The 15,619-nt window shown below is 74.5% G+C and carries 17 protein-coding genes; 8 read left to right on the forward strand and 9 right to left on the reverse strand.

The features are described from left to right. Nucleotides 1-21 precede the first annotated feature (21 nt). Genes HOP40_RS17700 through HOP40_RS17710 form a run of 3 tightly spaced genes read left to right on the forward strand, consistent with a single transcriptional unit; the run spans nt 22 to nt 3,070 of the window. Nucleotides 22-1,374: an MFS transporter gene (locus HOP40_RS17700; protein ID WP_172160004.1), complete on the forward strand. Its 1,353-nt coding sequence runs from the start codon at nt 22-24 to the stop codon at nt 1,372-1,374. Further along, entirely contained in the window at nt 1,371-2,150 is a 780-nt protein-coding gene (locus HOP40_RS17705) for an SDR family NAD(P)-dependent oxidoreductase (protein WP_172160005.1), read from the forward strand. The genes HOP40_RS17700 and HOP40_RS17705 overlap by 4 nt, the downstream gene beginning before the upstream one ends. An 11-nt stretch (nt 2,151-2,161) precedes the next feature. After that, nucleotides 2,162-3,070: an alpha/beta fold hydrolase gene (locus HOP40_RS17710; RefSeq protein WP_205347222.1), complete on the forward strand. Its 909-nt coding sequence runs from the start codon at nt 2,162-2,164 to the stop codon at nt 3,068-3,070. Here the strand turns inward: HOP40_RS17710 and HOP40_RS17715 are convergent. Further along, nucleotides 3,057-4,025: a helix-turn-helix transcriptional regulator gene (locus HOP40_RS17715; RefSeq protein ID WP_172160006.1), complete on the reverse strand. Its 969-nt coding sequence runs from the start codon at nt 4,023-4,025 to the stop codon at nt 3,057-3,059. The genes HOP40_RS17710 and HOP40_RS17715 overlap by 14 nt on opposite strands. A gap of 62 nt (nt 4,026-4,087) precedes the next feature. Between HOP40_RS17715 and HOP40_RS17720 the strand changes: the two genes are divergently transcribed. Further along, on the forward strand, nt 4,088-5,218 hold the full coding sequence (locus tag HOP40_RS17720; protein ID WP_172160007.1) for an epoxide hydrolase family protein: 1,131 nt from the start codon (nt 4,088-4,090) through the stop codon (nt 5,216-5,218). Between the two features lie 19 nt (nt 5,219-5,237). Here the strand turns inward: HOP40_RS17720 and HOP40_RS17725 are convergent, their stop codons facing one another. Further along, nucleotides 5,238-6,182, reverse strand: coding sequence for an NADP-dependent oxidoreductase (locus HOP40_RS17725; RefSeq protein ID WP_172160008.1), 945 nt, complete (start codon nt 6,180-6,182; stop codon nt 5,238-5,240). A gap of 121 nt (nt 6,183-6,303) precedes the next feature. Here HOP40_RS17725 and HOP40_RS17730 point away from each other — a divergent pair, with 121 nt between their 5' ends. Further along, nucleotides 6,304-6,798, forward strand: coding sequence for a MarR family winged helix-turn-helix transcriptional regulator (locus tag HOP40_RS17730; protein WP_172160009.1), 495 nt, complete (start codon nt 6,304-6,306; stop codon nt 6,796-6,798). Between the two features lie 90 nt (nt 6,799-6,888). Here the strand turns inward: HOP40_RS17730 and HOP40_RS17735 are convergent, their stop codons facing one another. From HOP40_RS17735 to HOP40_RS17760, 6 genes are all read right to left on the reverse strand, one after another. Next, complete coding sequence (locus tag HOP40_RS17735) at nt 6,889-7,632, reverse strand: hypothetical protein (protein ID WP_172160010.1); 744 nt, start codon at nt 7,630-7,632, stop codon at nt 6,889-6,891. A 6-nt stretch (nt 7,633-7,638) separates the two neighbouring features. Then, nucleotides 7,639-8,592 (reverse strand): ATP-binding cassette domain-containing protein, encoded by a 954-nt coding sequence (locus HOP40_RS17740; RefSeq protein ID WP_172160014.1) that lies wholly within the window; start codon nt 8,590-8,592, stop codon nt 7,639-7,641. Between the two features lie 98 nt (nt 8,593-8,690). Next, a complete protein-coding gene (locus HOP40_RS17745; RefSeq protein WP_172160016.1) occupies nt 8,691-9,317 on the reverse strand; it encodes a hypothetical protein in 627 nt (208 codons plus the stop codon). Between the two features lie 250 nt (nt 9,318-9,567). Continuing rightward, a complete protein-coding gene (locus HOP40_RS17750) occupies nt 9,568-11,364 on the reverse strand; it encodes a sensor histidine kinase (protein ID WP_172160018.1) in 1,797 nt (598 codons plus the stop codon). A 114-nt stretch (nt 11,365-11,478) separates the two neighbouring features. Beyond that, entirely contained in the window at nt 11,479-12,291 is an 813-nt protein-coding gene (locus HOP40_RS17755; RefSeq protein WP_172160020.1) for a CPBP family intramembrane glutamic endopeptidase, read from the reverse strand. Between the two features lie 53 nt (nt 12,292-12,344). Further along, nucleotides 12,345-13,046 (reverse strand): DUF4097 family beta strand repeat-containing protein, encoded by a 702-nt coding sequence (locus tag HOP40_RS17760; protein ID WP_172160022.1) that lies wholly within the window; start codon nt 13,044-13,046, stop codon nt 12,345-12,347. A gap of 149 nt (nt 13,047-13,195) precedes the next feature. On the opposite strand from HOP40_RS17760, the gene HOP40_RS17765 reads away from it, so the two are divergent. Beyond that, complete coding sequence (locus HOP40_RS17765; RefSeq protein WP_172160024.1) at nt 13,196-13,840, forward strand: response regulator transcription factor; 645 nt, start codon at nt 13,196-13,198, stop codon at nt 13,838-13,840. Between the two features lie 18 nt (nt 13,841-13,858). On the opposite strand, the gene HOP40_RS17770 is transcribed toward HOP40_RS17765, so the two are convergent. Further along, entirely contained in the window at nt 13,859-14,377 is a 519-nt protein-coding gene (locus HOP40_RS17770; protein WP_172160026.1) for a 2'-5' RNA ligase family protein, read from the reverse strand. 38 nt (nt 14,378-14,415) lie between these two features. Here HOP40_RS17770 and uvsE point away from each other — a divergent pair, with 38 nt between their 5' ends. Together uvsE and HOP40_RS17780 are read left to right on the forward strand one after the other, a co-directional pair. Beyond that, nucleotides 14,416-15,312 (forward strand): UV DNA damage repair endonuclease UvsE, encoded by an 897-nt coding sequence (uvsE, locus tag HOP40_RS17775; RefSeq protein WP_172160028.1) that lies wholly within the window; start codon nt 14,416-14,418, stop codon nt 15,310-15,312. Continuing rightward, nucleotides 15,309-15,611: a hypothetical protein gene (locus HOP40_RS17780; protein ID WP_172160030.1), complete on the forward strand. Its 303-nt coding sequence runs from the start codon at nt 15,309-15,311 to the stop codon at nt 15,609-15,611. The genes uvsE and HOP40_RS17780 overlap by 4 nt, the downstream gene beginning before the upstream one ends. Nucleotides 15,612-15,619 lie beyond the last annotated feature (8 nt).

The raw sequence follows: 15,619 nt of genomic DNA on the forward strand, positions 1-15,619 counted from the left end.
CAGTGACGAGGAGTGCTCGGAATGAGTGAGACAGACATGTCGACGTCCGCCGTGGCGGCGACCCCCGTGGTGCGGAAGGACCGGCGCATGGAGCGGCGCGCCGCTCTCGCCGCCTCCGGCGGCACCGTGCTCGAGTACTTCGACTTCGCGATCTTCGGCCTGCTGGCCGCCACGGTCTTCCCGACCGTGTTCTTCCAGGACCTGGACGGCCCGGCGGCGCTCATCGCGTCGTTCGCCACCTACGGGGTGGCGTTCGTGGCCAGGCCCGTCGGCAGCGTGGTCTTCTCCACGATCGGCGACCGGCGCGGACGCCGCGGTGTCCTGATCGCCACTCTGTGGATCATGGGGCTCGCGACGGTGCTGATGGGGCTGCTGCCGGGCTACGCCACCATCGGGATCGCGGCCCCGATCATCCTGGTCGTGCTCCGGTTCATCCAGGGCGTCGCCTCGGGCGGCGAGATCAGCGGTGCGCAGATCCTCGCCCTCGAGCACGCGCCGACCGAGCGGCGCGGACGGGCCGGATCGTCGGTCGCGATCGCCTCCCCGCTCGCCCAGGCGCTGGCCACCCTGGTCCTCGCGGGTCTGACGGCCGGACTGAGCAGGGAGGACTTCGTCTCCTGGGGCTGGCGCGTCCCGCTGGTCGCGAGCATCGTCCTGCTGGCCTTCGCGGCGTGGGTCCGGTCCGGGGTCACCGAGACCCCGGAGTTCGTCGCGGCCGAGGTGCGCAACGCCCGGCGCACCAGCCCGGTCGAGGTCCTCAAGCGCTACCCCGGCACCATCGTCCTGCTGGTGCTCAGCTACGCCGCGCCCGCCTGCATCTTCCCGATGGTCACCGCCTTCGGCGTCGCCTACATGACCTCGGCGGGCGGCCTGGCCCCGAGCACGACCTTCGTCCTGTTCCTGTGCGCCCAGCTCGTCGCGATCGGCGCGGCACTGCTGGGCGGGCGGGTCGCCGACCGCATCGGCTCCCGCAACACGATGCTGATCGGGCTGGTCACCCTCGCCGTCGCCTTCGTCCCGCTGTTCCCGGTCGTGCACACGGGCAACGTCCTGCTCATCGGGGTCTGCACCGCCGGCTCCGTCGCGTCGATCATCTTCGTCATGGCCGCCCAGGCGTCGTTCTACGCCTACTCCTTCCCGGTGCGCATGCGCTACTTCGGGTCGTCGATCTCCTACGCGACGACCAACGTCCTCTTCGGCGGCACCGCGGCCGTCGTCGCCGCGTGGCTGCTGAGCCTGACCGGCGGGGGAGTGTGGGCCGTGACCGCCTACGGCACGGTGCTGATCGTGGTGAACTTCCTCGCGGTCCTGGCCCGTCCGGCCCGGCCCGAGCCGGTCGAGGAGCTGCTCGACGACGAGCAGGGCGTCCGGTGACGGCACCGACGGGGTCGCTCGACGGGAAGGTCGTCATCGTCACCGGTGGCCTCGGGGGCATCGGCGCGGCCACGGCCCGGCTGCTGGCCGGGGCGGGTGCCCGGGTGGTGGTCACCGACGTCGTCGACGACGGCGGGAAGGACCTCGCCGAGGAGCTGTCCGGCCTGCGGGGAGAGGCGTCGTTCGTCCCGGCCGACCTCACCGACGAGGCGCAGGTGCAGGCGCTCGTGCAGCACGCCGTCGACTGGTTCGGCCGGCTCGACGGGGCGTTCAACAACGCCGGCGTCTCCCAGGCCGGGACGCCGCTCGTCGAGCTCACCTCGGAGGCGTTCGAGAGCGTCCTGCGCACGAACGCGCTGAGCGTCTTCCTCTGCCTCAAGCACCAGATGGCGGCGATGGCGGACGGCGGTTCCGTCGTCAACACCTCCTCGGCCCTCGGCGTGATGGGCGCGCTCGGGCAGGCGGGGTACATCGCCTCGAAGCACGCCGTGTGCGGCCTGACCCGGGCGGCGGCCGTCGAGGGCGCGGAGCGGGGCATCCGGGTCAACGCGATCCTCCCGGGGGTCGTCGACACGCCGATGCAGACGGCCGCGCACGGCTCGGTCGACGCGCAGGCCTCGCAGGAGCGGGCCCGGCGGCTGCACCTCCTCGGGCGCATGGCCGAGCCGCAGGAGGTCGGGCACCTGGCGCGGTGGCTGCTGTCGGACGAGGCCTCCTTCGTGACCGGCGCGCTCCTGCCCGTCGAAGGTGGACTGCTCGCGGGGCGACGCCTGTGACGGGCAGCGCTGTGACAGGCGACGCCGGGACGGGCGGCGTCCCCGCCGGGTTCCGGCGGGAGACGCGCACCGTCGACGGCGCGGGCACCACCGCGCTCGTCGGCGGGGACGGGCCGCCGCTGGTCCTCCTGCACGGCTGGCCCCAGACCTCGCGGGCCTGGCGGCGGGTCGCCCCGGCGCTCGCCGCGGCCGGGTACACGGTGGTCGCGCCCGACCTGCCGGGCCTGGGCGGGTCCGACCCGCTGCCGGCGGGGTACGGCAAGGACGCGGTGGCCGGAGCGCTCCGGACCCTGGTGCACGACCTGGTCGGTGCGGGCCCGGTGCGGGTGGTCGGGCACGACATCGGCGGGATGGTCGCGTTCGCGTGGGCGCGCACCCACCCCGACGAGGTGGCGCGGCTCGTCGTCGTCGACACCGGGCTGCCCGGTCTGGGCCTGGAGCGCGCGATGGACGTCGCGCGCGGCGGACGCTGGCACCACGGGTTCTTCATGACCCCGGACGTGCCGGCGATGCTCGTCGCCGGCACCGAGGACGAGTTCTTCACCTGGTGGTTCGGCCGGCTCGCCGGCGACCGGGATGCCTTCCCGCCGGCCGAGGTCGCCGCGACGACGGCCGCCTACCGCGGCCGCGCCGCGCTGGACCGCGGCTTCGGCCACTACCGCGCGCTGCTCGACGACGGCCGCGCCACCGCGGCCTGGCTCGACGGCGGCGGGCGGCTGCCGATGCCGGTCGCCGCCGTCGGGGGAGGGCTCTCGCTCGGCGAGCGCGTCGCGCAGGACCTCGCCCCCGCCGCGCCCGACCTGCGGGCGATCGTCGTCGACGGGGCGGGGCACTTCGTCGCCGAGGAGCAGCCCGACTCCTTCGTCGAGCAGCTCGTCCCGTTCCTGGCCGACCGAGCGGCCGGCGCTACCCGCCCGTGACGCCCGGCGCCACGGCCCGCAGGTAGACCTCCGCGAGGTGCCGCAGGTGGGGGAGCAGCTCGGGCGGGGACTCGACGGTGAAGTCCATGCCGAGCATGCCGATGTAGGCGGCGATGGTCTCGAGGCTGTCGGCCCCGGTGACCAGCACCGACTCCGTCGCCGAGACCGACTCCACCACGCCGACCGCCGCGTGGATGCGGTCGAGCACCGCCTCCGCGGGCGCGGCGATGCGCAGCCGGGCGTGCACCTTCCAGCCGCTCGCGGCGATCGACTGCATCGCGAAGGCCGTGTAGTCGCCGCCGTGCAGCGGCTGCGGCGGGAAGCGGCGCCCCGTCGGCATCCGGGGCTCGACCCAGTCGGCCCGGAACGTCTCCCAGTCGCCCGACGCCGGGTCGCGGGCCACGAGGTACCAGCGGCGGGTCCAGCTCAGCAGGCGGTAGGGCTCGACGAGCCGCAGCGCGCCGCGGTAGTCGAAGCGCAGGAGGTGGGCGTCGCTGACCGCCTTCGCGATCGCCGTGAGCACGGCGTGGTCCACCTCCGGGTCCGGCGCGTCGGTGTCGGTGTTCTCCGGGGCCCGGTCCAGCACCGACGACAGCGCCGCCACCGTCGGGCGCAGCCGGTGCGGGAGCACCTGCAGCAGCTTCGCCAGTGCCCGCCCGCTCGACTCGCCGATCCCGGCGATGCCCGTCGCCGCGCGCAGGCCGACCGCGACGGCCACGGCCTCCTCGTCGTCGAGCAGCAGCGGCGGCAGCTTGCCGCCCGCGCCGAGGCGGTAGCCGCCCGCCGCGCCCCGCGTGGCGTCGACGGGGTAGCCGAGCTCGCGCAGCCGGCCGACGTCGTGCCGGACGGTCCGGCTGGTGACGCCGAGGCGGTCGGCCAGCTCCGTGCCCGTCCAGTCGGGCCGCACCTGGAGCAGGGAGAGCAGGGCCAGGAGTCGGGCAGCGCTGTCGGCCACGGCGGAAACTCCTCCTCCATATAGGAACTGAATGCTCCTATATTGCCCATAGTGTCATGGTCATGACGAACACCGAGGTCCGCCCCTTCCGCGTCGAGGTCACCGCCGCCGAGCTGGACGACCTGATGGACCGGCTTGCCCGCACCCGCCTGCCGCAGCCCGCGCCCGGCGACGACTGGAGCTACGGCACCCCGAACAGCTACCTGCGCGACGCCGTCGAGCGCTGGCGCACCGGCTACGACTGGGCGGCGCAGCAGGAGCGCATCAACGCCGTGCCGCACTTCACGACCGAGGTCGACGGGCAGCTCGTCCACTTCGTCCACGTGCGCTCCCCGCACGCCGGCGCGACGCCGCTCCTGCTGGCCCACACCTACCCCGGCTCGTCGGTCGACTACCTCGACCTGGTCGACCTGCTCACCGACCCGGTGGCGCACGGCGGCCGCGCCGAGGACGCCTTCGACGTCGTGATCCCCGACGCCCCCGGCTACGGCTTCTCCCAGCCCGTCACCGAGGCCGGGTGGGACACCGCGCGGATCGCCCGCGCCTACGACCAGCTCATGCGGCGCCTGGGCTACACCCGCTACGGCGTCCACGGCTCGGACCACGGGGCGATGGTGGCCAGGGAGCTCGGCCTGCTGGCGCCCGAGGGCTTCCTCGGCCTGCACGTGCTGCAGCTCTTCTCGTTCCCGTCCGGCGACCCCAGCGAGTTCGAGCGCCTGGAGCCCCAGGACTACGCGGGCCTCGAGCACATGCAGTGGTTCCAGTCGGTGGGCGGCTACAACACGATGAACGCGAGCCGGCCCCAGACCGTCGCGGTCGGGCTCAGCGACTCCCCGGTCGCCCTGCTCGCCTACAGCGAGCTGTTCAACTCCTTCGGCAACGGCACCTCGCTCGTGCCGCTCGACGCGATCCTCACCGAGGTCACGGTGAACTGGTTCGCCAACGCGGCGGCGGGCATGAGCCGCAGCTACCTGGAGAACGCCCGCGCCGAGGGCGAGCCGCGGGTGAACGCCGCACCCACGGGCGTCGCCGTCTTCGCCGACGACTTCCAGACGATCCGGGTGTTCGCCGAGCGGGACAACTCCGCCATCGTGCACTGGAGCCGGTTCGAGCGCGGCGGCCACTTCGCCGCGCTGGAGGTGCCCGACGTCCTCGCCGGCGACATCCGCGCCTTCTTCGCCGGGCTGCGCTGACCGGCGTCCGGGGGTCGGGTCAGGCCGGGGTCGGCAGGACCACGACCTTGCCCGGCAGGGTTCCCGCCGCCGCGCGGGCGTGGACCGGTGCCAGCTCGGCCAGTGCGACGCGCTCGGCGACGTCGACGGTCAGCTCGCCCCGGTCCACCCGCGCGACGAGCTCCGACAGCTGGGCCGGGTCGCTGCGGACGTACAGGTCGACGGCGCGCACGCCGCGGTCCTCGTCGGCGGGGGCGGGCATCCAGACGGTGGTGCTGACCACGACGCCGCCGTCGCGGACCAGGGCGGTCAGGGCCGCGAACCGGGCGGGGTCGATCGGGGCGAGGTTGAGCAGGACGTCGACCGGCTCGGTGACGGCGGCGACCAGGTCGGTGGTGGTGTGGTCGACGACCTCGTCGGCACCCGCCCTCGCCACGCGCTCGCTGCTGCGGGGGCTCGCGGTGGCGATCACGTGGGCGCCCGTCGCCTTGGCCAGCTGCACCGCGTAGCCGCCCACGGCCCCACCGGCGCCGCTGATCAGGAGGCGCTGCCCGGGCTCGAGCCGGGCGTGGTCGACGAGGGCCTGCCAGGCCGTGAGGCCGACCACGGGCAGTGCGGCCGCGTCGGCGAGCGGGATGCTCGTCGGGGCCGGCGCCAGGACCTCGGCGGGGGCGAGGACGTACTCCGCGGCGGCGCCGTCGGCGACGAACGGGAGGAAGCCGATCACCTCGTCGCCGACCGCGAGGCCGCTCACGCCCTCGCCCAGCGCGTCGATCGTTCCCGCGACGTCCAGGCCGGGGACGTGCGGGAGGCTCAGGGGCATCGGGCCCTGCATGAACCCGGCGCGGATGTTGCCGTCGACGCCGTTGAACGTCGTCGCGGCGACCCGCACCCGCACCTGCCCGGGGCCGGCGACGGGCACCTCGACGTCCTCGTAGCGCAGGACGTCGGGCTCGCCGTACTCGTGGAAGCGGACTGCCTTCATCACTGGTCTCTCGCTCTCGCTCGGGCTACTGCTTCGACTTCGAAGCACGTCATCGACGCTAGCAGTGCTTCGAAGATGAAGCAAGTACTGCGAATCCGAAGCGACTGTTAGGGTCGACGCCGTGACCGAGGAGCCGTCGTCCCTGGACTCCGTGCAGCTGGGCGCGTACTTCGCCCTCATGGAGGTGGCGAACCTGCTCCGGCACGCGGTCGAGCAGCAGCTGCGCGAGGCGGGCGGCCTCAGCTACGTGCAGTTCCAGCTGCTGGCGCAGCTCGGTCTCGGCTCGCCGACGGGCAGCAGGCGGATGACCGACCTGGCCGACGGCGTCGTCTACAGCCGCAGCGGCCTGACCTACCAGGCCGGGCTCCTCGAGAAGGCCGGCCTGGTCTCGCGATCGCCCTCGGCGGACGACGAGCGGGGGGTCACGGTCACGATCACCGACGCCGGACGGGCGCTGCTGGCGAAGGTGCTGCCCGGCCACACCGAGGTGCTGGAGCAGCAGCTGTTCGGGCCGCTCTCCCGCGAGGACGCCCAGGCCCTGGCCGCCCTGCTGTCGCCGGTGCGCGACCACATGCGCGCGGCGCCGCCGCGCTCCGCCGCCCGCCGGCGGCGGTGACCTCCCGCTCCGCCGGGCCCCGCGCCTCCGGGCCCCGCGCCTCCGCGCCCGCCCCATGACCCGGGGCGGGCGCGGGCGCGGTCCTGCCGGTCAGGCGTCGCGGTGCTTCGCCAGCCCGATCGCGACGGCGAGCAGGACGGCGGCGACCGCGGCGAAGTAGCCCATCGCGGCCCACGGTCCGTCCAGCAGGCCGGCGCCGGTCGGTGCCTCCCCGGCGGTCAGGAAGCGCTTCGCGGCCTGGAACGGGAGCCACGGCCCGATCGCGTTCCCGACGCCGGGGACCAGGGTGAGCAGTTGCTCGGCCATCAGTGCCCACACCAGCACGAGCGAGACCGCACCTGCGGTGTGCCGGACCAGGATGCCGACGGCGACGGCCACCACGGACGCCACGAGGTAGACCAGGCCCACGCCGGCGACCTGGCGCCACTCGGTCGCGCCGGCCAGTGCCAGATCGGCCGAGGGGAGCAGGAGCCGGCCCATCGCCCAGCTCCCGAACCCGGTCACCAGTCCGACCACGCCCGCGACCGCCGCGACGACGGCGGTCTTCGCCGCGAGGGCGGCGGTGCGGCCCGGCACGGCGAGGAACGTCGTGCGGATGGTCCCGACGGAGTACTCGGTGGTGACGGCGAGGGTGGCCATCACCATCAGCACCGCCATCCCGGTGGTGTAGCCGAACTGCGTCGCTGCCACCGTCGCGGGGATGCCGTCCTCCCGCGTCGCGGCGACGACGACGATCGCGTTCAGCCCCATCGTGAGAGCCACGGCGGAGCCCACGCACCACCAGGGCGAGCGGGTCGAGGTCAGCTTGATCCGTTCAGCTGCGAGTACCGACATGGCCTGTCACCTCCTCGCCGCGGCGAGTGCCACGGCCCGGTCGTCGTCCACGGGTCCTCCGGCGACGTACTCCACGTCGTGCCCGGTGATCTGCATGAAGGCCTCCTCGAGTGATCCGCGGACCGCGGAGAGTTCGTGCAGCACCACACCCGCCCCCGCGGCGAGCTCGCCGACGCGGGCGGTGTCGGCCCCGGTGACGACCAGCGCGTGGCCGTCCTCGCCGGGGGCGACGCCGAGTCCGTGCCGCCTCAGCGCCACGGCCAGCTCCGGGACCTGCGGGCTGCGCACCCGGACGGTCGACTCCGCCGCCCCGTCGACGAACGCCGCCGTACTGCACTGGGTGATCAGCCGGCCGCGCCCGATGACGACGAGGTCGGTGGCGGTGAGCGCCATCTCCGGCAGGAGGTGGCTGGAGACGAGCACGGTGCGGCCCTCACCGGCGAGGCGCTGCATGAAGTGCCGGATCCAGACGATGCCCTCCGGGTCGAGCCCGTTGACGGGTTCGTCGAACAGCAGGATCTCCGGATCGCCCAGCAGGGCTCCCGCGATGCCCAGGCGCTGGGACATGCCGAGGGAGAACCCGCCGGCCCTGCGGTCGGCGACGGCGGTGAGTCCCACCTGGTCGAGCACGTCGTCGACGCGGCTCGGGGGCAGCTCGTTCGACCTCGCCAGCCAGCGCAGGTGCGCGCGGGCCGAGCGGTGGGGATGGACCCACCCGGCGTCGAGCAGGGCCCCGACCGTGCGCAGCGGACGGTCGAGCTGCCGGTAGGGCTTCCCCTGGACCAACGCCTCGCCGCTGGTCGGTCCGTCCAGCCCGAGGATCATCCGCATCGTGGTGGACTTGCCCGATCCGTTGGGGCCCAGGAAGCCGGTCACCCGTCCGGGCCGGACGGTGAAGGACAGGTCGTCGACGGCCAGGGTGGGGCCGTAGCGCTTGGTCAGACTGCGGGTCTCGATCATCGTTCCTCCGTGGTTCGGTCGCCTGCAGAGCTCTGTCGCGATCCGCAGGACGGTGCGGCACCGGGCCGGCGCCGGCCTGCGTCGAGGGGGCCGGCGCATCACCGCCCCGACTGCGGGCGGAGGGCCCACCCGAGGAGCGCCCACGTCGCACCGAGGAGGGTGACGACGACCACGGCGAAGACCAGCCCGATCACGGCGGTCGATGCGGCGGCCGCGATCGCACCCAGGCTGAGCAGCGTGAGGACGGCCAGCACCGCGGGCAGGGCGGCCGGCCGGCCGGTGAGGATCCCGGTCCGCGGTACCGCGGAGCCGGCGAGCGAGAGTGCCACCAGGAGCAGGAGCCCGGCCAGGTTCAGAGCCGGGGTCAGAACGGCGAGGCCGAGCTCCTCCGCGACGTCGAGCGCGGCCACGACGACGGCGATGCCCGCCACCCCGGCCGTGCCGAGCGCCGCCCCCGCGGCGGTGGCGCTCGTGCCGGTCGCCCGTGCGGCGCGGTCCGGCCGGTCCCCGCCGCGGTGCAGCAGCCCGAGCAGCGCCGCTGCCGAGCAGAGGACGGCGCCGACGATCGCGAGCCAGAACAGTGCGAAGAGCGGCCGGTCCGTGATCCGGTACGGCGGGTCCACCGCCTGGACCGCGGGTCCGAGCGTCCAGATCAGTCCCTGAGCGGCCCAGAGCCCTCCGGCGAGCACCGCCGCCGGTCCGGTCCCGCGCTGCAGGGCCGTCACGACCGGGGGCCGACCGACCGTCAGGACAGGACCGGAGCGCGACGGCTCGGCCGCACGGTGATCGCGTGGACGACCGGGCACCCGGGGCCCGGTCGGACGAGGACGAGGCATGACGATCCTCCTGGGGCGTGGTCCGCCGGGTCGACGACCCGGCGGTGCGTCCCCAGTGTTCGCCGGGCCCACGCGGCCGACCATCGTGCGGGCCCTCCGCCGTGACCAGGGAAAACCCTGGACCGGGGGCCGGTGCCGGTCAGTGCGTGCGCGCTCGTCGCCGCTGTGGGAGCACTGCGGTGACGACGGTTCCGCCGTCTGCCGAGCCGGACAACCGCAGCCGCCCGCCGAGCGCCTCGACGCGGTCGGTCAATCCGCGCAGCCCCGACCCGAGCGTCGGGTCCGCACCGCCGACACCGTCATCGGTGATCTCGACGACGGCATCCGGTCCGGTCCGCACGACGCGGACGGTGGCGGCGCTCGCGTGCGCGTGCTTCGCGACGTTGGCCAACGCCTCCGACGCGACGAAGTACGCGGCGAACTCGACGTGCTCGGGCAGGCGGCCGCCGGGCTCGACGATCAGGGTCGTCGGTACCGCCGAGCGCAGGACCAGAGCGTCGAGGGCGTACTCCAGGCCCTGGTCGAGAGCGGCGGGGTGGATGCCGCGGGCGAGCTCCCGCAGCTCCTCCAGGGACCGGGCCAGTTCCTCGGCGGCGGAGGTGACGAGCTGCTCGGCGTCGCTCGGGTCGTGGCGGATCTGCCGGCCGATGAGCGAGAGCTGCAGGGCGAGGGTGACCAGGCGCTGCTGGGCGCCGTCGTGCAGGTTGCGCTCGATGCGGCGCCGTTCGGCGTCGGCGGCGGTGATGATCCGTTCGCGGGAGGCCCGGAGCTCGACCAGGCGCGCCTGTGCCTCGGCGTGCAGCTGGGCGTTCTCCAGCGCGATGGCGGCCGCCCCGCCGATCGCCTCGACCAGTTCCGGGTCGTCGTCCAGAGACCTGTCGTAGACGAGGGAGGCGACCTGCTCGCCGTCGCGCTCGACCACGGCCACCGAGCGGTCGCCCCCCGGTGCGGGGAGGGTGACGGGGACGCCGTCGCCGTCGACGTGGCCCCGGTGGTCCGGGAGCGGGTAGGCGACGAGCAGTCCGGGGTCCCCGAGTGCCCTGGCCAGCGCCGGCTGGAGCTCGTCCGGTCGCATCGTCCGGAGCCCGCGGAACAGGTCGGCGAGTCCGCCGCGCGCGAGCCGGGAGCGCAGGAGCCCGACCAGGAAGGCCAGCGGAACGGTCGCGATCGAGCAGGCCGCGATCCAGAGCAGCAGCTGCGATCGTTCGCCCGTGACCAGGTGCACGACCAGCAGCAGCGCGAAGAGCAGCAGGCACACCGCCCCGGCCACGCCCGGGAGCAGGGCGCGTCGTCCCGGTGCGGACGCCGTCCGCCAGCGGGTGGCCAGCACCACCGCGGTGGCGACCGGGACCGCGACGAACACGGCGCGCTGAACGGTGTCGACGACGCCGGCGAGCCGCCCCTCCCCGACGATCCGGAGGAGGTTGTCCTCCTCGGGGGAGAACATCAGCCACAGCGGGGCGAGGACCAGCAGCGCGACGAGGATCGTCCCGACGAGGGCCCGGTCCGCCCCGGTCCGCAGCCGTCCACCGGTCAGGAGCGTCAGCACGAGCGGGACGAAGAACAGGATCCAGAGGTCGGGCAGCCACAGCGCGGCCGTCCGGGTGAGTGGCGTGTCGAGCTGGCCCAACAGGGGACTGACGAAGAACGCGAAGCCGGTCGCGGTCATCAACCGGCCGCTGTGGTTGTCCGGACGCCGGTGCCAGGCGATCAACCCGCACGCCGCGAACGAGCCGCCGACCAGGCGGAAGACGACGTCGACGGGCTCGAAAGCCACGTGGCGGAACAGCACCGGCGCGAGCGCCCCGAACTCGGCGGCCGCGGCGACGGTCCACAGCGCGATCCAGAACGCGCGGTGCGGTTCGGGCCTCGTGAACCGGCTCGCCACGCGTTCGTTGCCCTGGCTCAGCAGTCCGGTGACCGCGTCGCCGGGCATCGCGCCACTCCTCTCCGCCGGACGTGGCCGGTCGGGACGAGCACGGTAGCGCCCGCACGGGCCGGGCCGGCACCGCTGAACGGTGCGGACCCGGCCCGGTGCGCGTCGCGCCCGTCAGCGCAGGACGGGTTCCGCCGGCGGTTCCGCCACCGCCGACACGGGTGCGACCCGCCACGCCCCCCGGTCCAGCACGATCACCCCGACCGCGATGGCGCACCAGAGGGCGCCGGTGAGCAGGTCCATCCGCGCCGCGTCGGCCCCGGCGAACCCCAGAGCGGCGTGCCCGAGGCCCTGGGCGATGTGGAACACCATCGTCATCAGGACGCTGCCGCCCGTGCGGTTGAACAGCCACACGTAGACCAGCGTGATCGCGAACGTCACGACCAGCCCGTTCGCGGCGAGCTGCCCCGTGACGACCAGGGGGAGGTGCCACAGCGCGGCGAACCCGCCCAGGACCAGGCCGGCGACCAGCGGCGACCGGGTGGTCTGCAGCTGCGGGAGGGCGTAGCCGCGCCAGCCCGGCTCCTCACCGAGCGGGCCGTCGAGCGGGTTGACGAACCGGACGGCGAGGCCGACCGCCAGAGCTCCCCACGCCATGTCGGCCGGCACCGGAGCGGGAGCCCCCCAGACCACGACGTTCGCGGCTGCGGCCACGGCCAGCACTGCGAGCGGTGTGCCGATCGCCACCGCCCACCAGCGCCGGCCGACCCGCCAGCGGACCATCCGGGCGCCGAGCGTCCGGTAGCCCGGCCGGCCCTCGGTGACACCGATGACGACGAGCGCGGCCACGAGCGGCCCGCACGGGAAGAACGCCGTCGGCGCGAGACCGAGGGCGTGGAACGGCCACACCCACCACGACACGGCGAAGGCGAGACCGAAGAAGGCGACCAGCCGGTGCTGACGGGTCCACGTGACGATCGATGACATGAGCGCTCCTCGAAGCGGTTGCGGTGGGGGAGGGGGGTGCGCTGACGGGGTGCTCAGCCGGGCAGGATCTCGATGGCCCCGGACACGGTGCGGACGGAGACGGTCCGGCCGTCGGCCGGGTCCTGCGCGACGTCGACGCGCTCGCGGCCGGTCACGGTCGCGGTGGTGACGCGGTAGGCGGCGGGCGGAACGGTCAGCAGGGCGTCGCCCGACACGGTCTGGACCGCGACCTCGTCCGGGGGCACCGAGAAGGAGGCCGTGACCGAACCGCCGACGGTCGTGGCGGTGAACCGCGGAACGTCGATCCCGACGGCCTCGACGTCGCTCGCCACGGTCCGCGCGCGGACGCTCGTCCCGGCAGGTACGACGATCTCCCGCTCGACCTCGCATCCCAGGTCGAACGCGGGGCAGTCCGAGGTGAGCGTGAGCACGCCACCCTCGAGGCGGCGCTCGACGACGGGCTCGGATCCCGGCGCCCAGATCCGGGTGGTGCGCACCTCGACGTCCGGCCCGGTGCCTCCGCGCAGGGCCACGAAGCCCGCGTCGACGTCGATGACGACCTCCGCCACGCCGGCCACGGACTCCGACGAGGACTCGGTCCGGAGGGATGCGGCGGTGGCGACGCCGAACGCGACGGCGCCGCCGGTGGCGAGCAGCACGACCCCGGCGCCCACGATCAGTGCCAGGCCCGTCCTCCGTCGGCGCGGCGGGTCGACGGGTCGGATCCGGACGGTGTACGGCGGTGTCGTGGTCATCGGTCGAGCCTCCGCCCGGGGACCCGCGGCCACCACGGGCCCAGCACCGGGCTCCGGGCAGGGCTTTCCCTGCACGACCGGTCCGGGTGCACCCGGCGCACCCGGCGATCCGTTCCCCGGCTGCCGCGCGGTCAGTACGCTCCGGCCGCATGCGGGTGGTCGTGGCCGACGATGCGGTGCTGTTCCGCGAGGGGCTGTCCCGCGTGCTGACCGAGGCCGGGTTCGACGTCGTCGCCCGCGTCGGCGACGCACAGGCGCTGCTCGACGCGGTGCGCGACGACCCGCCCGACTGCGCCGTCGTCGACATCCGGATGCCCCCGACCCACACCACCGAGGGACTCGACGCCGCCCGCGCGCTGGCGACGAGCCACCCGTCGACGGGGGTGCTGGTGCTCTCCGCGCACGTCGAGCCGCACTACGCGCTGCAGTTGATCGAGGACGGCGCCCGGGGTGCCGGCTACCTCCTCAAGGAGCGCGTCTCCGACCTCGACGAGCTCACCGAGGCCGTCCGGAGGGTGGCGGCGGGAGGGCTCGTGATCGACCCGTCCGTGGTGGCCGAGCTCGTCGGGCGGAGGAGGGCCCGCAACCCGCTCGACGACCTGACCCACCGGGAACGCGACGTGCTGGCGCTGATGGCCGAGGGTCGGTCGAACCAGGCGGTGTGCGAGCGGCTGCACCTCAGCCCGAAGACGGTCGAGGCCTACGTGCGCGGGGTGTTCACGAAGCTGGGCCTGCACCAGGACGCCGACGACAACCGGCGCGTCCTCGCGGTGCTGGCCCACCTGCGCGGCTGAGCCGCGTCGGACGTCGGGTCAGTCCGGGGGACCGGGCCGGAACCCGTACCCGCCGTCGAACTCCCACGGCCCGCCGGCGTAGCGCCAGAGGTCCAGGCCCTCGGCGCGGGCGGTGCCGGGGACGAACTCGGCCGTCAGCGCGTCGAGCAGGGCGCGGGCGGCGTCGGGCGCCACCTTGTTCTGCACCGTGACGTGGGCGGAGAACCGCTGGGCGTCCTGGGGAGTGAGCCACGGACGCCAGCGGCCGGCGAGCGCGGCGCGCAGCGCGTCGAGCTCGGGGCTGCGCAGGACGTACGCGACGCCGCGGCCGAGCGACCGGAGGCCCGCGACCTCGACGGCGAACGGCGCGCGGCCGGTCGCCTCCGCGAGGTCCGCGCGCACGTCGTCCGCGTGCACGGCCGGTAGCGCGTGGAACAGCGTGACGTGCGCGGCGAGGTGGTTGCGACCGGACGGGAAGTGCGCGCGGCGCAGTGCGTCGAACCGCTCCTGCGACGCCGGGTCCAGGCGGAGCGTGAGGATCAGGGGCCGGTCGTCCATCCCGGCAGACTGCCATCCGCCGTCGTAGCGTGACGGCCGTGAAGCTCGGCTACCCCGCGATCAACCAGGCCCTCGCGTGCCGGTGCTCGGGCACGTTCCGCCTCGCGTCCTTCTCCGAGGAGCGGATGACGGAGACGATCACCGCGAACCTCGCCTGCCTGCGCCGGGTGCTGGCCTGGAACACCGAGCACCGGCTGATGTTCTTCCGGATCACCTCGAACCTGGTCCCGTTCGCGTCGCACCCGGTGTCGGCGGGGTACGACTGGCGCGGCCGGTTCGCCGGCGAGCTGGCCGACATCGGTGCGTACGTGCGCGCCCACGGCGTCCGGATCTCCCTGCACCCCGGGCAGTTCGTGGTGCTGAACTCCCCGTCGGAGGCCACGTACGCGAGCAGCGTGGCCGAGCTCGTCTACCACGCCGAGCTGCTCGACGCGCTCGGCCTCGACCGGACCCACAAGGTGCAGATCCACCTCGGCGGACGGCACGGCGACGCCGAGCGCAGCATGGAGGTGTTCGCCGAGCGGTACGCCGCGCTGCCGGAGGCGGTGCGCGAGCGCCTGGTGATCGAGAACGACGAGCGCGACGCGAGCCTGGCGGAGTGCCTGCGCCTGCACGCCGCCGTCGGCGTCCCGGTGCTGTTCGACACCCTGCACCACAGCATCCGCAACGACGGCGAGACCGAGCTCCGCGGCCTCGACCTGGCCGCGGCGACCTGGGGCCCGGCCGACGGCACCCCGATGGTCGACTACTCGACCCAGGACCCCGCCCGGCGGCCCGGCGCGCACGCCGTCACGCTCGACGTCGAGCACTTCCGCAGCTTCGTCCGCCGGCTGCGCCGCCGCGACGTCGACGTCATGCTGGAGATCAAGAACAAGGAGGCGAGCGCGCTGCAGGCCCGCGTCGTGCTCGACGAGCTGGGCACCGTGGAGCGGTGACCCGCGAGGAGCTGCTGGCCCGCTACCGGGAGCTGGTGCTGCACGAGCTGCCCCGCCGGGCCCGCGCGGGCCGGTGGGTCGTCACCGCCGACCACTGCTTCGGGCGGATCGTGCTCGACGCCGCGGTCGGCGGGTGCTGGTACGACGTGCTCGACCGGCGCCGCTCGCCCGCGTTCGCGCAGCTCGACGACGCGCAGCTGGCCGCGGCCGTGGAGCTGGCCGAGCGCATGGCCGTCGAGGGCGACCCGCTGGTCCGCGAGCACGACGCGCGGAGCCTGGCGTGGAGGGGGAAGTCGTGACTGGTCGC

Source organism: Pseudonocardia broussonetiae, assembly GCF_013155125.1.
Classification (GTDB): domain Bacteria; phylum Actinomycetota; class Actinomycetes; order Mycobacteriales; family Pseudonocardiaceae; genus Pseudonocardia; species Pseudonocardia broussonetiae.

What these genes read in the sequence shown, in the direction of transcription:
- HOP40_RS17700 (WP_172160004.1), top strand. Translation starts at nt 22, where the DNA reads ATGAGTGAGACAGACATGTCGACGTCCGCCGTGGCGGCGACCCCCGTG.
- HOP40_RS17720 (WP_172160007.1), top strand. Translation starts at nt 4,088, where the DNA reads ATGACGAACACCGAGGTCCGCCCCTTCCGCGTCGAGGTCACCGCCGCC.
- HOP40_RS17725 (WP_172160008.1), bottom strand. Translation starts at nt 6,182, where the DNA reads ATGAAGGCAGTCCGCTTCCACGAGTACGGCGAGCCCGACGTCCTGCGC.
- HOP40_RS17735 (WP_172160010.1), bottom strand. Translation starts at nt 7,632, where the DNA reads ATGTCGGTACTCGCAGCTGAACGGATCAAGCTGACCTCGACCCGCTCG.
- HOP40_RS17740 (WP_172160014.1), bottom strand. Translation starts at nt 8,592, where the DNA reads ATGATCGAGACCCGCAGTCTGACCAAGCGCTACGGCCCCACCCTGGCC.
- HOP40_RS17750 (WP_172160018.1), bottom strand. Translation starts at nt 11,364, where the DNA reads ATGCCCGGCGACGCGGTCACCGGACTGCTGAGCCAGGGCAACGAACGC.
- HOP40_RS17755 (WP_172160020.1), bottom strand. Translation starts at nt 12,291, where the DNA reads ATGTCATCGATCGTCACGTGGACCCGTCAGCACCGGCTGGTCGCCTTC.
- HOP40_RS17760 (WP_172160022.1), bottom strand. Translation starts at nt 13,046, where the DNA reads ATGACCACGACACCGCCGTACACCGTCCGGATCCGACCCGTCGACCCG.
- HOP40_RS17765 (WP_172160024.1), top strand. Translation starts at nt 13,196, where the DNA reads ATGCGGGTGGTCGTGGCCGACGATGCGGTGCTGTTCCGCGAGGGGCTG.
- HOP40_RS17770 (WP_172160026.1), bottom strand. Translation starts at nt 14,377, where the DNA reads ATGGACGACCGGCCCCTGATCCTCACGCTCCGCCTGGACCCGGCGTCG.